Consider the following 15,266-nt stretch of genomic DNA (forward strand, 5'->3'; position numbering starts at 1 on the left):
TTTTCTAATCGGGTTCCTCTTCGTCCGACCTCAGCAGGTCAACAAGCGCAGCAACCCTGCCGGTCGGTAGATGCCGCCCTTCACCCACCAGGGCCTCGTCGTTGTTGGCCCATGCAAACGCCTCGGCAAGCTCGGCTTGGGTTGCACCTGTTGCGATGATCTCGGCCACAAGCGTTTTGTCGGCGGGCCCAAGGACGGCGACGACGTCGTGTGAAGTCATTGTCATAACAATTGCTCCTCGCTCAAGCTCCAGAGCATATGGTGGCGTATTCGAAAAGATCAATTTTTCTCGTCGAGAAATTCGATCCCCTTGAAACCGTAAGACACTGAATTATATTAGTATTGTTGATCGCCCAATAGGGATCGACAGAAGCCCAGGAGACGCCGGTCGCTCTTGGCGTCTCCTTGTGTCCATGTTGCTTGCAAGGAGGATATGGCTATGAGGACAAACCTCGATTTCTCTCCCCTGTTCCGGTCGAGCATCGGCTTTGAGCGAATGTTGAACGCGCTTGAGGCTGCAGGCCGCGCCGAGACAATCGACAACTGGCCGCCCTACGATATCGTCAAGACCGGCGAGAACGACTACCGCATTGCCATGGCAGTGGCGGGCTTCTCGCAGGACGAGCTGGCAATCACCCAAGAGCAGAACATGCTGATGGTATCAGGGCAGAAGGCAGACAGCGAAGATGCTCAATATCTGCATCGCGGCATTGCCGGACGCTCGTTCCAGCGTCGGTTCGAACTGGCCGATCATGTCAAGGTTGTCGACGCGGGTCTGGTCAACGGTCTGCTGACCATCGATCTCAAGCACGAAATTCCCGAAGAGATGAAGCCGCGCCAGATCGAGATCAAGGCCGACGGGGTGCTGCCCAAGGCCGAGACAAAGCAGATCGAAGGTGAGAAACAGGTGGCGGCCTAAGCGTTCCAATAGCAGGGAGCAGACGTGGCGCCAGACGTCGTCTGGCGCCCACCGGAATGCCGAAGAACCACCAGAAAGGAGTAAAGCCATGAGTGTTCGTGATTTGATTCCCTGGGGCCGCAACAACGGCAATCAGATGCCGAGTCTCCTTCGCGACGACGACCGCGATCCTTTCCTGTCGCTTCACCGCGAGGTCAACCGGCTGTTCGACGACGTTTTTCGCGGCTTTGGCCCCGGCCTGCCGTCACATCGCGGCGCCGGCGGCTTCGGTGCAGGCTGGCCGAGTGTCGAGATTTCGGACACTGAGAAGCAAATCAAGGTTACGGCCGAAGTACCCGGTCTTGAAGAAAAGGACATCGAGGTCTTTCTCAATGACGGCGTGCTCACGCTGAAGGGTGAGAAGCGTTCGGAAACGGAAGACAAGGAGAAGCAGTTTTCGGAGCGCTACTACGGCCGCTTCGAACGACGCATCCCGCTCGGCACCGAGGTCAAGGAAGACCAGGTCGACGCCACCTTCAAGAACGGCGTTCTGACTGTCACTCTGCCAAAGACCGAAAAGGCGCAGTCACAGGTCAAGCGCATCGCCATCAGAAGCTGACGAGCGCGGCGGCCGGCCACCTGGCCGGCCGCCGCTCATCCTTCGCCGATAGGGAGGGATAGAACCATGGAGACCGCAAGAGACACACATCGGAAAACCCCAATATCTGACACTATCTGCGCGTCGAACGATAACGAACGGAGCAAACTTTCGTTCGGACAATCACTGTTTCCCGAAAATGCCGTTGCCCGTATCTTCAAGCCGTGCCGCTCCGTTGCGACGTCGGGCAAAGCGCGAACGAAGGGCTGGCGGCTCGTCTTCGAGCGCAGCAGCGCCCCATTCATCGAACCTTTGATGGGTTACACGGGTGATCGCGATATGCTGACGCAGGTGGAACTCGAATTTCCCACGCTGCGATCCGCCATCCGGTACGCCGAGCGTCACGGTCTGACTTATGTCGTGCAACGGCCTGCTGCTACGGCAAAGCGTATGACCGGCCGCCGAACCGAAAAAATGTCGCATGCTTTCGCTGACGCGACACTGGACCGGCTTGGCCTTGCCCCGCTGAGCGAGAGCTACGGGCAGGCCATGGACGGTGCGACAAGTCGAGGAGATTCTTCCGGTCCGGCGACGTGGTCGTCGCCGATGGACATCGTTGTTGATCCCTCCCTTTCGCTGCAAGCGAAGCGCTCGATCCTTATGAATTGGGCTTGGACGGAATATCTTCTCGACCAGGCAACAAACGAAGGCATGCCGGAGAACGACCGGTCGTCGCGTCTCCATGAGGTCGAGCAGGCCCTGCTTGCCCTCGAGCGGGATGTCGAGAGCGCGCAAACACATCCTGTGGCCAATCGGGAAGCTGCATGAGGTGGGTCATGGATCCGCATATCGTTTTCGATTGCCAGAACATTCTTCCGAACAGGTTCGCTTTGTCGCTCGCGGCAGCAGCCCGCACCCGCGCACTAAGGCGGGGTGCCGAACCAAGGCTTGATCCGCGGTGCGCAAGCGCGAGCGAGATGGCATTGCAGGAGATTGCTTGCGGTGCGTTCGCCGACGACGAGATGGCGCCATTTCTGTTCGCATCGCAAGCAGGCGCATGCTTTTTGCCACCACCTGCACCCACGAAAATCGAGCTTCGCGGCGACGGCCTTTCAAGCACTGCCGCCGCACCCGTCGCCTCATCGCATGAGGCGGTCGATCGATGATGTCAAACAACAGATGAGGAGAAATGAACGATGCTGAAGTCCCTGAATTCGAACAACCGGACGGCTCTCGATATCGTCAATATCGTTGCCGGTCTTGCTCTTCTGATCTCACCATGGCTGCTCGGCTTCGCAGCCGAGAGCGGCGCCGCATGGAATGCCTGGATCGTCGGCGCTGCCATCGCCCTGATCGCCGCAGCGGCTCTCTACGCCTTCTATGAGGTGGAGGAATGGGTCAATCTTGTCCTGGGCGTATGGGCCGTCGTCGCACCGTGGGTGCTGGGCTTTGCGGCCGTGACAGCGGCGATGTGGGTGCATCTGATTGTGGGGTGTTGTCGTCGCCGTAGTGGCCGCCGGCAGCATCTGGTTCAGCCATAACCATCCGCTGTCAACCGTATAAGCGGCTCAGAACGGGTCCGGCCGCCGGGCCCGTTCTTCCGAATTCAAGTTTCAAACGAGGAGAGTCGAGGAGCAAACCGATGTTCGATTTAGCCCCGAGGCTCCGCACGATCGCCGTTTCCGCAGCTATCGCCGCCGGAGCCGTCCTGATCACCGTCACCCCCGTCATTGCACAGACAGCGGCGCTTGTACCTTCGGCTGCCACCTTGCCAAGCTTAGCGCCGATGCTCGATCATATCACCCCAGCCGTCGTTAATATCGCTGTCGTCTCGCGGTCACCAGCCGAAAACAATCCTCTCTACAGCGATCCGAACTTCCGCCACTTCTTTGATGTGCCGGAGCAGCAACGGCGGGGTAGGATGAGTGCCGGTTCTGGGGTCATCATCGACGCTGCGAAAGGCTATGTGCTCACCAATCATCATGTCGTGGATGGCGGGACGGAGATTTCCGTCACGCTGAAGGATGGGCGTCAGTTCCCGGCAAAACTCATCGGCAGTGACAAGGAAACCGATATCGCGCTGCTCCAGATCGACGCAAAAAATCTTGTGGCGATCCAGGTCGGCGATTCCGACGCCCTCAAGGTGGGCGACTATGTCGTCGCGATCGGGAATCCTTTCGGGCTCGGTCAAACGGTTACGTCGGGCATCGTCAGCGCCCTCGGACGCAGCGGCTTGAACATCGAAGGCTATGAGGACTTCATTCAGACGGATGCCTCGATCAATCCGGGAAATTCCGGGGGCGCCCTGGTAACGCTCGATGGCAAGCTGATCGGGGTCAATACAGCGATCCTCAGCCCCGCCGGCGCCAATGTCGGCATCGGATTTGCCGTTCCAAGCAATATGGCGGTGACGGTGATGAATCAATTGATTGCCCATAGGGAAGTGCGACGTGGCAGGCTCGGCATCGGTATCCAGAATATAACGCCCGACCTGGCTGAGGCACTAAGACTTGGCGATTTGCGGGGCGCCCTGATTGCCAATGTCGAGCCTGGCTCGTCGGCCGAGCAGGCCGGACTAAAGACCGGCGATGTGGTGACGGCGATCGACGGGCGTCCCGTTCATGGCGCGACTGACCTCAGGAATCGGATCGGCCTTACGCCGGCGGGCAGCAACGTCCGCTTGACTGTGAAGCGTGGCGATGACGAGAGGGTGATTGCTGCCACCATCGCTGCCGAAGACCACTCTCCTGCAGATCTGTCCGGCACGGCGCTGGAGGGTGCCAGCATGCGGGACGCCCCTAAAGGGGGATTGCGGGATGGGGGCGTCTCCGGCGTGCTGATAGAGAATGTGGCTCCCGGCAGCACCGCGGCTCGCGCCGGTATTCGGGCCGGCGACTTAATCGTTGCGATAAACCGCGTTCCCGTTGCTTCCATCGCCGACTTGCGACGGACGATTGCCGAAAAACCAGCTATAGTCGCCCTCGAACTGATCCGCGATGGCGGCCGGCTGCTGCTGGTCATCCGCTAGCCGGGAGCGGCCTCATGGCTATGAACAGCAAGACAAAGTTCAACATCGGATATTGGATCGCCGCCTTCTTCGTCCTCGTGGCAATCCAGTATCTTTTTGCGACGACGACGCAAGTTGCAGGGATCTCTTACAGCCAGTTCGAAACGGACCTCCGGGACGGCAAGGTCGCCGAAGTCGCCGTCTCCGACAACTTTATCCAGGGGCGCTACAAGGAGCCGCAGAACGGCCGGGCCTTTTTTCTGACGACGCGTGTGGAGCCCAGCCTCGCCCAGCAGCTTCAGAGCCATGGGGTGATCGTAACCGGTCAGATCGAAAGCACCTTCCTGCGTGATCTTCTTTCCTGGCTTATTCCCGTGGCGCTCTTCGTCGGCATCTGGATGTTCGTGCTGAGGCGCATGGGTGGCGGGATTGGCGGCGGCCTCATGCAGATCGGCAAGAGCAAGGCACGAATTTATGTCCAGTCTGACACCGGCGTGACGTTCAAGGATGTGGCCGGGGTCGACGAAGCCAAGGAGGAGCTCAAGGAAATCGTCGACTTCCTCAAGGATCCGGCAGGTTACGGCCGGCTGGGTGGCCGGATGCCGAAAGGGGTGCTGCTCGTCGGCCCACCTGGTACCGGCAAGACCCTGCTGGCGCGCGCAGTCGCAGGGGAGGCCGGTGTACCATTTTTCTCGATTTCCGGCTCCGAATTTGTCGAGATGTTCGTCGGCGTCGGTGCTGCGCGCGTCCGCGATCTCTTTGAACAGGCGCGCGCCAAGGCGCCGGCCATCATCTTCATCGATGAGCTCGATGCACTCGGCCGGCCCGCGGCATCGGTCCGATGGCGGGCGGTCATGACGAAAAGGAGCAGACTCTCAACCAGCTGCTCGTGGAGCTCGACGGCTTCGACTCGTCTACGGGGCTGGTATTGCTTGCCGCCACAAACCGGCCGGAAATCCTCGATCCCGCCCTCCTCAGGGCCGGCCGCTTCGATCGCCAGGTGCTGGTCGACCGCCCTGACAAGGCCGGACGCATCGAGATCCTCAACGTGCATCTGAAGAAGTCGAAGCTGGCGCCGGAAGTCGACATCGAGCAGATTGCCGCGCTGACACCAGGGTTTACGGGTGCGGACCTTGCCAATCTCGCGAACGAGGCAACGCTGCTCGCCACGCGCCGGAAAGCCGATGCTGTCGGTATGGAGGATTTTAACAACGCGGTAGAACGCATTGTCGCAGGTCTCGAAAAGCGCAACCGGCTGCTCAATCCCAAGGAGCGGGAGATTGTCGCCCATCACGAGATGGGCCATGCACTGGTTGCGATGGCATTGCCTGGTGTCGATCCTGTCCACAAGGTCTCGATCATCCCGCGCGGCATTGGCGCGCTCGGCTATACGATTCAGCGGCCAACGGAGGATAGATTTCTGATGACCCGCGAGGAGCTCGAGAACAAGATGGCGGTCTTGCTCGGCGGACGCGCGGCTGAATGGATCATCTATGGCCGTTTGTCCACGGGTGCGGCCGACGACCTCGTCAAGGTCACGGATATCGCCCGCGCCATGGTCACCCGCTACGGAATGACGGAAAAGCTGGGGCACGTCGCGCTTGAGAAGGACCGGCGCTCATTCCTTGCGACAGACCAGCCGTTCTACGGACCACAGGAGCATGAATATTCCGACGAAACCGCCGCAGCGGTCGACGAACAGGTCCGACGGATTGTCGACGAGACGTTCGGCAGGGCGGTGGAATTGCTTCGGAAACGCAAAAGCATGCTGGAACGGGCGGCGCGGCTTCTCCTCGAAAAAGAGACTCTAAATGAGACCGACTTGCGGTCCCTTCTGGTCAGGGTCGAAGCGGCGGATCAGCCCACTTGAGTGGGCGGCACGATCAATCGGCCGCCGAGAAGGTGACAATTGCGGCCGAGACGTCGTAGGCCGGCGCGGCCTTTGCCGGGCTCAGGTGGCCTCCGGAACTTAATTCGCCGCGGCGACCTATGCCGCCTGGAGTGCTTTGATCGTGCCGATCATGGCTCGGCGTTATTCCCCTGGCTCGAATACCATGGCGTGGCCGTTGATGCAGTAGCGCAGGCCGGTCGGCGGCGGGCCGTCGGGAAAGACGTGGCCGAGGTGGGCGTCGCAGGTGCCGCAGCGGATTTCGGTCCGCACCATACCGTAGCTCGTGTCGCGATGCTCGGTCACAGCATCGGGAGAAACCGCTTCGAAATAGCTCGGCCAGCCGCAGCCGGCGTCGAATTTCGTGTCAGAACGGAAAAGCGGCGCGTTGCAGCCGACGCAGCGGTAGAGCCCCGTCTCGAAGGAATCCCAGTAGGGGCCGGTGAAGGCGCGTTCGGTGCCGTGCTGGCGGGTAATGCGGTATTGCTCGGGCGTGAGCTGCTCTTTCCATTCGGCGTCTGACTTATGGATCTTGGCGGTGGTTGCAGTTTCGGACATGACGTGCTCCTTTCGCCGAAGGGCGGTTCCGTTTCGCCAGAAATGTGGTGCGCCGTCCTTGTTTCATCAAGCCTCCGGCGCCGGGCCGCGGGAATGGCGGCATGCAGCTATCAGGGAAGACCTCTGCTTTTACATCTATTAAGGGTTTTCTGTTAGGGTTAATGTTACGTACATTGAGGAGCCATTGGTGTTTGAAGCTGCAATCGTCCTGCTCTACGGCCTCGTGACCGTGACCGCCATGACGGTCACGCTGCTGGAGGGCTGGGCGAATCATGCCGGTTTGACGTTTCATCGTCTCGCCGGGCTTGTCGCCTGCCTGCTCTGGCCGCTGACGCTTCTGCTCTTTATCCTGCACGGTTCGGTCGTCCGGCTGCTGACGCGTCTCTCCCGCTCGCTGGCCTGATCACGGCAACTCTCTGAACCCCTGCTATTGGCGTCTTAACCTGTTTTACGCCGAACTTATGCACAGGAAGCTGTGAGTAAAGCTTGGCCTAAAGTCCTATAATTCTTCGTCAGCCATTTTTTCTCAAGAAAAACGACAAATAATAATTGGCCTTTCGGCCAAACGATGGTATTTGAAAATGCAAGTAGAATTCTGATTGTGAATTACAATCGTTCTGCTTCCAGGTCCCTCAGTTTTGATTTTTCAATGTCTAACTGGGGCCATCGCCTGGAGCAAGACGGTAGTGGTTTTCGGTCAGGCAGTATAAGAACAGGTCTCGGACTTCGGAATCTAGGGGTGGATTTCACGTTTTTCGAAACAGAAGATTGCTTCCTGTGCTTTTGCTGTTCGCTTCTACGAGGCGGGTCTTTGGCGTGACAGTCAAAGATCGTTTGAGCATGCTAACAGGAGAAAAAATATGACGGATATGGCGACCGGCAATGGGCCGGAGCTGCTTGTGGAACTGACGGCCGACATCGTCGCGGCTTATGTCAGCAACCATGTTGTCCCGGTCAGCGACCTGGCAAATCTGATTTCCGACGTGCATTCGGCACTGAGCAACACGTCCGTACCGCAGCCCGCTGCGGCTGTCGTCGAAAAGCAGAAGCCTGCAGTCTCTGTCCGCAAGTCCGTACAGGACGAGCAGATTACGTGCCTGGAATGCGGCGGCAACTTCAAGTCCCTCAAGCGTCACCTCATGACGCATCACAGTCTCTCGCCGGAAGAATACCGTGAGAAATGGGACCTGCCGACCGACTACCCGATGGTAGCGCCCGCCTATGCCGAAGCGCGTTCGCGCCTGGCGAAGGAGATGGGCCTGGGTCAGCGCCGCAAGCGCGGCCGCGGCTGAGCTTTCGAAGCAGTCAACGACAAAAGCCGGGTCTTGTGCCCGGCTTTTCTGTCTGTACCGCAAACATGATGCCGAAAACCGGATGCGTTTCCGTGCGCTGTCTGTCCGGGCCTGTTAAATGAAAGCAGGATTCAGACTTTAGTGCAAACGGCCCAGAGTTCATCCTGTTCTGAACGAGGATAATAATCTCCCTGACTATTCCGCCGCTGTCGCAAATCATGCACTGGGGAGACGGGATATTATCAGGAAGCCTCTCTTACGCTTGGGAGGGTGAGGTAGAATGTATTCCTATACTATAAGGAAGTGTTAATATAGTCGATTGGCCGTCTCCGCAAATGCGCGATCGGCCGCGCTGACCGACCGAATCGATCGCGTTCAGGCCGCGGCGCGGACTTTCGCCTCTTCCCGGATTCGCTTCACCATCGAGCGCAACCCGTTCGAGCGTTGCGACGACAGGTTCTCCACCAAGCCGATCTTCGAGAAGATCTCGAAGGCATCGAGAGCAGCGATCTCGGAAGCCGGCTTGCCGGAATAGGTTGCAAGTACGATGGCGACGAGGCCGCGCACGATATGCGCGTCGGAATCGCCTTCGAAACTCATGATTGGGTTTTCCGGATCGCCCGACGTATGCGTCACCAGCCACACCTGGCTGGCGCAACCCATCACCTTGTTCTCCGAGGTGCGTTTTTCCTCGGCGAGCTCGGGCAGCGCCTTGCCCAGTTCGATGACATAGCGGTAGCGGTCTTCCCAATCGTCCAGGAAGGCGAAGTCATCGATGATCTGGTCGAGGGATGCCATAAAAAGCCTTTCACCTTTTGGCATGCTGGCAAAACGACACGGCAATTTTGCGTCCGGACATGCTCTAGGACTGCATATAGGTGATAGACCAACAGATTTGAACCGCTAAAGCGCGTCGTCTTGCCGATGCCGCGCTCCAGCTTTTATTTTACGCACGTCGTTATCGAAAACCACCGCACATTATTGCGCGACATGCTCTCAAAAGAAACGCCGTGAGGGATGGGCATCCTCACGGCGCAGCAATCTGCTGAGTTAAACAGGGCAGGCACGTCAGGCATGGGGCATTTCCGCGTCATGCGGACCACCGATGCAAGCTCTAAAGCATGTCGCGCAAAAGTGTGCAGCGGTTTTGCGTGAAAGACATGCGGCAAACCAAGGACCTAAAGCGCGGCAGGCGAATCTTAAGGATCGCACCGCGCTTTAGAATTCAATTGAGAAGCGGTCCCGCCTCCGAATGTTGCTCATGCGCGCCGGGCCGATTGCTCGCGCAATTTCGTCAGATCGCCGGCTTCGGCGTCGGCAGCGGGATCGCGCCGGTTACTACGGTCGCGGCTTCATCGTCGACCGGCGGACGGTAAGGCATCGGCTGGTTGAGCGCAGCCTTTGCCTCGCGTGCCTTCTCCTGAACGGAAGGAGAGGCGAGGGAGGGTGCGGCGGCTGCCACCCGGTTTGCCGGTTCGGCGGGGCTTGCGGTCGTCGTCGGTTCGTCCGTGAATTGGCTGTCGAGAAGTTCGTAAGCCACGCGGGCGCCCTCACGGGCCCGGTAGCCGAGCGCCGTCAGGGTCTCGGCGCCTTTGGCGCAGACCTCCGGCTTTTCCGAGCACATGCCAGTGAGATAATCATAGGCGCCGCTCGCCGCCGTGAATGCATCGGAGAGCTGCAATTGCGGGCCGCCGGCGAGCTTGTCGGATCCCTCCGTGCTGAAGACGGAAAGAAGCACGAGCACAAGGCCAAACCAGAAGGATCCTTTGATCAGAAACCACATTGTCGTTGCCCATCCTGTTTTCCCGTCCGGTTCTTGTCGCCGAATCAGGCCGGTTGTCCGGTGTGCTTTCACCATATCGGCAAGTTGCGAATGCCGCTTTTCGAAACTCGTGCGCATTTGCGGCAAATTTAATTCGAATTTTAGCGAAGTGCATTTGAGCCGCATTTAAGTCGAATGCGAGCGATTGTCGTTAAGTATCAGGGCGGCACCTGCTTGCAATTGCAGGGCTTTTGCCGGTTCGCCTTGCCACAGGAGTTAACGCGATGCTGAAATATGAAGGAAATCCGCCGCTTACTGGCCATTAACCACAAAAAGCAAAGGAGCGCGCGGATGCTCCAAAATGGGAATTTCTGCTCTTTCTGGCTGTGAACAGCGCCTTTGCCTTATCCTTTCCTTAAGTCGCGGCGGCCTATTGTCCGGATCGACAGACAGCCTCTTTGGGCGGGTATTGCGTGCGAGTATTGAGTGACATTGGCGGCTGGGTGACGACCCTCGTAGACCGGGCGGCGACAAGCTGGCTTTCCCGGACGGGCGGCGGCGAAGCCGTGCGCCAGCGCGAGCTTGCGATTCTGCGCCGCCTCGTGCTGCTCTCCTCGGCCGCTCTCGTCGCCGCGCCTGTCGGTCTTTCGGCGGTCACCAGTCCGGCCGTCGCGCTGCCGGCCGGCGTCGCCATGGTCTGCGCCGCCTTTCTCTTTTCCGCCGTCGGCAGCATCGCGCTGGCCCGCCAGGGCTCGTCCGCCGGCATTGCCGCACAGTCGGCCGAGGATTTCTTCCTCGCCGTCACCCCCGGCCTCGTCTTCTTCCTGGATCCGCACGGCAGCGTCGCCACCATCGGCGGCCGCGACCGGCGCGATTTCCTTGCTTGGATGCGCGATCCGAAGGGCAGGGGCTTCCTGGAGCAGGTGCATGTCTCAGACCGTATCCTGTTCTTGCAGGCGCTCGATGAGCTCAGGCGCGGCGAAGATGCCGCAAGCGTCGATCTGCGCCTCGACCGGCCTTCGGTCTCGCGCGATCAGCGCCAGTTCGCCTATTTGAGGATGGACATGACGGCGCGCCGTGATGCCGATGGCGAGCTTGCCGCCGTCATCGCCCAGCTGCGCGATGTCTCCGTCGAGCAGCAGCTGCGGGCCGAAGCCCAGAACCGTGCGGCCGACGCCGAGTCGGCAAATGATGCCAAGTCGCGCTTCCTCGCCGCCGTCAGCCACGAACTGCGAACGCCGCTGAATGCCATCCTCGGCTTCTCCGATATTCTGATCGGCGAATATTTCGGGAAGTTCGAAAACGACCGCCAGCGTGAATATGTCGGGCTCGTCCGCGAATCCGGCGCGCATCTGCTCTCCGTCGTCAATACCATGCTCGACATGAGCAAGATCGAAGCGGGGCGCTACGAGCTGATTCTCGATGCCTTCGATATCTCAAGCTCCGTCAGATCCTGCGAATCGATGCTGGCTTTGCAAGCAAAGACCAAGGGCGTCACGCTGACGAGCCGGATTCAGCGCGGGCTTGGCGAGATCGTCGCCGATCAGCGCGCCATCCAGCAGATCCTCATCAATCTCGTCGGCAATGCCGTGAAATTCACCGAAGCCGGCGGCGTTGTCTCGGTCGATGCGGCGGCGCGTGACGGCATTCTGAAGCTGACGGTCAGCGATACCGGCATCGGCATTGCCGCCGAAAAGCTGGCGATGCTCGGCCAACCTTTCGTCCAGATTCAGAACGATTACACCCGCCGCTTCGAGGGCAGCGGTCTCGGCCTCTCGTTGGTCAAGGGGTTAGTGGCGCTGCATGGCGGCAATTTTGCCATTGCCAGCCAGCCGGGCGAAGGTACGATCATCACCGTTGAGATCGCGGTGGATGGCTCGGGCGCCCGGCGCGCCGAAAATGCCGGCCATGGCGCGACCGTCGAATTTCCGCCGCGGCTGAAGGACGCGGTCGGCACCGGAGCAGAATTGGAAGAGGGGCTTTTCGATGGCCGCGCGCAAGCGAAAATCGCCTAAGGGAAAGAAGCGACGGCAGCAGCCGGGCCTTGTCGTGTCCGGTGCGGCCGCTCTCGGGGGGCTCGGCCTGCAGGGCGCCTCCGCGCTGGGTGGTCTAGGGCTGCAGGGGGCGTCCGCGCTCGGCGGCGTCATCGGCCGTAATCCGTCGGTCGCCGGCGGCACGATCGCCTTCTTCGTTATCTTCTCCTTCGTTGCGGCCAACGCGCTCTGGTATCAGCCTGGCCTGCATCCGCACCCGATTTTCCGCACCCGCGACCCGCAGTCTCCCAATGTACTCGGTGCGCGCCGTCCAGCCGACGAACAGCCGGCTGACGTCACCACCTTCCGGATCGAACGGCCGGAGGATGCAGCCACCACCAGCGCGACGCCGGCGCCGGCTGCACCGGCGCAACAGCCGAGCGAACTCGTCATGGACATTCAGCAGCAGCTGGTGCGCCGCGGCCTCTATAACGGCACCGCCGACGGCATCATCGGTCCCCGCACCAGCGCCGCCATCCTGTTTTTCCAGGAGACCGTCGGCATGGCCCAGACTGGGGAAGCGACGCCGGAGGTGCTGGCCGCGCTGAGAACCGAGGCTGCCGGCCCCTCGACTGTGCCTGTGGAAAAACCGCCTGAGGATGTCACCTCGAAGGCGGCGGCGGAAGACCCGGTGGCTGCCGCGATCCGCAGCGCCGAAAAGACCGTCAAGACGGCTCCGCCAGCCGCAAAGCAGCTTCCATCGAGCGAGCTCGCCACCGTCGACCTGGTGCTGAAAATCCAGAAGGGCCTTTCCAACATGGCCTATGCCAATGTCGGCGTCGACGGTGTGGCGGGCGAGCAGACCCGCGCTGCCATCCGCCATTTCCAGAAGCACTATAACCTCCCCGAAAACGGGGAACCGAACGAGGCGGTGCTGAAGAAGTTGAAGGAAATCGGTGCGATCTAAGGCGTTCGCGCTTACAACCTAAGTCTAAGACCCTAGCGCCGTTTGCAACTTGTTAACCATGTTGTCCGAAGCTTTGCCCATTGCGGCGGGGGAATGTCGGTCATGCATGCGCTGAAGGCGAAAGACGATCTGGCCGCAGAGCCGGCGGTCGAAGCGGAAAGCCCGGATCGCGAGGCATTGCGCCACATCCTGCAGCGCCTTGCTGAAGAAGCCTCCACCCTTGGCATCGATCTCGTCGATATTGCCGGCGCCATCCAGGACATGGCGGCGATGTCGGCGCGCCACGCCTCCGCCTTCGATCATGTCACCAGCACCGCACTTTCGATTGCCGAGACCAATCGCTCGGTCGCCCTGTCGCTGCGCGAGACCGACCGCACGGCGGCCGAAGCCCGCCAGATGCTCAAGGAATCGGCCGACCGCTTGTCCGGCTCGGTTGCCGAGATCGGCCATATGGTTCAGGCTTCCAACGTCATCGGCGCCGAAATCGCCGGCTTCTCGAAATCGCTTGCCGATGTCGACAAGATTGCCGAGGAGATCAGCACCATAGCCCGCCAGACCAACCTTCTCGCGCTGAATGCCGCGATCGAGGCGGCGCGCGCCGGCGATGCAGGAAAGGGTTTCGCCGTGGTTGCCGCCGAAGTGCGCGCACTTTCGCTGCAGACGTCGAAGGCGACCGGCTCCATTCAGGACACGCTGGATGAGCTGCGGGTGAAGATCGACCGGCTGTCGGCGGTCGGCGGTGATGCCCGCGACAGCGCCGCCGGCGTGCGCGACAAGTCGGAGGCGATGCGCGGCGCCTTCGAAAGTATGGAACATGTCATCACCCGCATTCTCGACAGTTCGACCGTCATGGCCAACACCACCGAGGCGGTCGACCAGCAATGCGCCGGCTTCGTCCAGAAGCTCGGCGAGATGTCCGGCGAGGTCGCCGATTCGAATGTCAGGCTGCAGCAGGCGGCAAAACGCGTCGACAGCGTCGTTGGCCTCTCGGAAACGCTGATCCAGCTGACGGCGAGCGCCGGCGTAAAGACCGCCGACAGCCGCTGGATCGAGGAAGCACAATCGGTGGCAAGGCAGATATCAGGCGCTTTCGAACGCGCCGTCGCCGAGGGTCAGATTGGTTTCGATGCCCTCTTCGACCGGCGCTACCGGCCGCTGCCTGGCACGGATCCGGTTCAGGTGATGGCCGCCTTCACCGAGCTCACCGACCGCCTGCTGCCGCCGATCCAGGAGGCCGTCGTCGCCCTGGACGAGCGCGTCGCCTTCTGCGCGGCGGTCGACGAAAACGGCTATCTGCCGACCCATAACCGGAAGTTTTCGCAGCCACAGCGGCCAGGCGACACCGTCTGGAACACCGCCAATTGCCGCAATCGCCGCGTCTTCGCCGATCGCGTCGGCCTTGCCGCCGGCCGCAGCACCGCACCTTTCCTCGTCCAGACCTATCGCCGCGACATGGGCGGCGGCAATTTCGTGATGATGAAGGATATCTCCGCGCCGATCACCGTCAGGGGCCGCCATTGGGGTGGCTTGCGGCTGGCGATCAGGGTCTGACGCATTCGTCAACGCTTGACTGCGGATTGCCGGCGCTCGTGCGCCGGTCTTAGAGCCTTTCCGAGCTAGATTGAAGCATTCTGCCGGAGCAGGTTTTCGTCAGGGCAAAGGCGATTGGCGACGGGCATACCCCAGGTACATCCGAGCCGATCGCCTTGATCCTGGCTAGAGATGCCCGGCCCACCGGCCGCGCCGCTTCGCCGTGGCGAAGTGATAAGTGCGTCCGGCGATTCCAAGGTCTTGCAGATTTGCCTGGCAAATCTGCGGGAGGGTTGGCTGAAACGGGCCGGCTGATCGACCGGCCGGCTTGGCCGTAGAATTGCGCTACGACGCGCGCCGGCCGGTCGACCATCAGACTCCGTTTGAGCCAACAGAATGCTTCAATCTAACCCGGAAAGGCTCTATACCGCGCCGATGAGATTACGCGCCGACATCTTCGTATCTTCCCTTCTGCGCCGCGTCTTCGCGAGTGGCGATTTCGCGGCTGTGGAGAAGAAGGGCGCGGAGGAGGCGGGCGCGATCTTCATCCGCCAGCACTTCCGCGACGGCCTGGAGACCCTCTATGCGCCGGCGCCGCAGACCGCCTTCGGCGAAGACGAGATCCGAGACCGGTTGTTCGAAGTCCGTCTCGCGCGAAGCGATCCGGAAGCGGTGCGGGCGATACTGGATCGCGAACGCCGCTTCGACCCCGATCTCTGGATCGTCGAGCTGGAGGCGGAGGAATTGGGGGACATGATCCCCTTGGCGGGGGATCGCTGAGGGTCAGGTCTTC

General features: G+C 60.7%; 15 protein-coding genes and 2 pseudogenes. 13 read left to right on the forward strand and 4 right to left on the reverse strand.

The annotated features are described in order from the left end of the window. Window positions 1-4 precede the first annotated feature (4 nt). Window positions 5-226, reverse strand: a complete 222-nt coding sequence (locus NMA58_RS04620) for a hypothetical protein (RefSeq protein ID WP_085777474.1) — start codon at window positions 224-226, stop codon at window positions 5-7. Window positions 227-439: 213 nt separating this feature from the next. On the opposite strand from NMA58_RS04620, the gene NMA58_RS04625 reads away from it, so the two are divergent. The 7 genes and pseudogenes from NMA58_RS04625 (at window position 440) to ftsH (ending at window position 6,373) form a co-directional block, all read left to right on the forward strand. Further along, window positions 440-919, forward strand: coding sequence for an Hsp20 family protein (locus NMA58_RS04625; RefSeq protein WP_183703719.1), 480 nt, complete (start codon window positions 440-442; stop codon window positions 917-919). 88 nt (window positions 920-1,007) lie between these two features. After that, a complete protein-coding gene (locus tag NMA58_RS04630) occupies window positions 1,008-1,517 on the forward strand; it encodes an Hsp20/alpha crystallin family protein (protein ID WP_183703722.1) in 510 nt (169 codons plus the stop codon). 66 nt (window positions 1,518-1,583) lie between these two features. After that, window positions 1,584-2,324: an NADH dehydrogenase ubiquinone Fe-S protein 4 gene (locus NMA58_RS04635; RefSeq protein WP_434712545.1), complete on the forward strand. Its 741-nt coding sequence runs from the start codon at window positions 1,584-1,586 to the stop codon at window positions 2,322-2,324. 8 nt (window positions 2,325-2,332) lie between these two features. Next, window positions 2,333-2,662, forward strand: coding sequence for a DNA-directed RNA polymerase subunit omega (locus NMA58_RS04640; protein ID WP_430958784.1), 330 nt, complete (start codon window positions 2,333-2,335; stop codon window positions 2,660-2,662). A gap of 30 nt (window positions 2,663-2,692) precedes the next feature. Continuing rightward, window positions 2,693-3,059, forward strand: a pseudogene (locus tag NMA58_RS04645) (SPW repeat protein). 79 nt (window positions 3,060-3,138) lie between these two features. Further along, the gene (locus tag NMA58_RS04650; RefSeq protein WP_434712546.1) at window positions 3,139-4,524 is read left to right on the forward strand and encodes a DegQ family serine endoprotease; all 1,386 of its coding nucleotides are present in this window, start codon (window positions 3,139-3,141) and stop codon (window positions 4,522-4,524) included. Window positions 4,525-4,538: 14 nt separating this feature from the next. Then, a pseudogene (gene ftsH, locus NMA58_RS04655) lies at window positions 4,539-6,373 on the forward strand (ATP-dependent zinc metalloprotease FtsH). Between the two features lie 162 nt (window positions 6,374-6,535). On the opposite strand, the gene msrB reads toward ftsH, so the two are convergent. Beyond that, window positions 6,536-6,949, reverse strand: a complete 414-nt coding sequence (gene msrB / locus NMA58_RS04660) for a peptide-methionine (R)-S-oxide reductase MsrB (RefSeq protein ID WP_064801305.1) — start codon at window positions 6,947-6,949, stop codon at window positions 6,536-6,538. A 187-nt stretch (window positions 6,950-7,136) separates the two neighbouring features. Here msrB and NMA58_RS04665 point away from each other — a divergent pair, with 187 nt between their 5' ends. Together NMA58_RS04665 and NMA58_RS04670 are read left to right on the forward strand one after the other, a co-directional pair. Then, window positions 7,137-7,352 carry a hypothetical protein gene (locus NMA58_RS04665; protein ID WP_085780013.1) on the forward strand — a complete coding sequence of 72 codons (216 nt, stop codon included), beginning with the start codon at window positions 7,137-7,139 and terminating at the stop codon, window positions 7,350-7,352. A gap of 457 nt (window positions 7,353-7,809) precedes the next feature. Continuing rightward, window positions 7,810-8,241, forward strand: a complete 432-nt coding sequence (locus tag NMA58_RS04670; protein WP_010060045.1) for a MucR family transcriptional regulator — start codon at window positions 7,810-7,812, stop codon at window positions 8,239-8,241. A 375-nt stretch (window positions 8,242-8,616) separates the two neighbouring features. Here the strand turns inward: NMA58_RS04670 and NMA58_RS04675 are convergent, their stop codons facing one another. Further along, complete coding sequence (locus NMA58_RS04675; RefSeq protein WP_064801307.1) at window positions 8,617-9,039, reverse strand: SufE family protein; 423 nt, start codon at window positions 9,037-9,039, stop codon at window positions 8,617-8,619. A gap of 496 nt (window positions 9,040-9,535) precedes the next feature. Beyond that, window positions 9,536-10,024 (reverse strand): DUF5330 domain-containing protein, encoded by a 489-nt coding sequence (locus tag NMA58_RS04680; protein ID WP_097599836.1) that lies wholly within the window; start codon window positions 10,022-10,024, stop codon window positions 9,536-9,538. Between the two features lie 452 nt (window positions 10,025-10,476). Here NMA58_RS04680 and NMA58_RS04685 point away from each other — a divergent pair, with 452 nt between their 5' ends. The 4 genes from NMA58_RS04685 (at window position 10,477) to NMA58_RS04700 (ending at window position 15,253) form a co-directional block, all read left to right on the forward strand. Further along, window positions 10,477-12,018, forward strand: coding sequence for a sensor histidine kinase (locus tag NMA58_RS04685; protein ID WP_430958787.1), 1,542 nt, complete (start codon window positions 10,477-10,479; stop codon window positions 12,016-12,018). Continuing rightward, a complete protein-coding gene (locus tag NMA58_RS04690) occupies window positions 11,990-12,943 on the forward strand; it encodes a peptidoglycan-binding domain-containing protein (protein WP_434712547.1) in 954 nt (317 codons plus the stop codon). The genes NMA58_RS04685 and NMA58_RS04690 overlap by 29 nt, the downstream gene beginning before the upstream one ends. A 102-nt stretch (window positions 12,944-13,045) precedes the next feature. Continuing rightward, window positions 13,046-14,494 carry a methyl-accepting chemotaxis protein gene (locus NMA58_RS04695; RefSeq protein ID WP_434713504.1) on the forward strand — a complete coding sequence of 483 codons (1,449 nt, stop codon included), beginning with the start codon at window positions 13,046-13,048 and terminating at the stop codon, window positions 14,492-14,494. A gap of 414 nt (window positions 14,495-14,908) precedes the next feature. After that, window positions 14,909-15,253 carry a DUF1491 family protein gene (locus NMA58_RS04700; RefSeq protein ID WP_434713505.1) on the forward strand — a complete coding sequence of 115 codons (345 nt, stop codon included), beginning with the start codon at window positions 14,909-14,911 and terminating at the stop codon, window positions 15,251-15,253. Window positions 15,254-15,266 lie beyond the last annotated feature (13 nt).

This window comes from Rhizobium sp. YTUHZ045 (assembly GCF_051124255.1).
GTDB lineage: Bacteria > Pseudomonadota > Alphaproteobacteria > Rhizobiales > Rhizobiaceae > Rhizobium.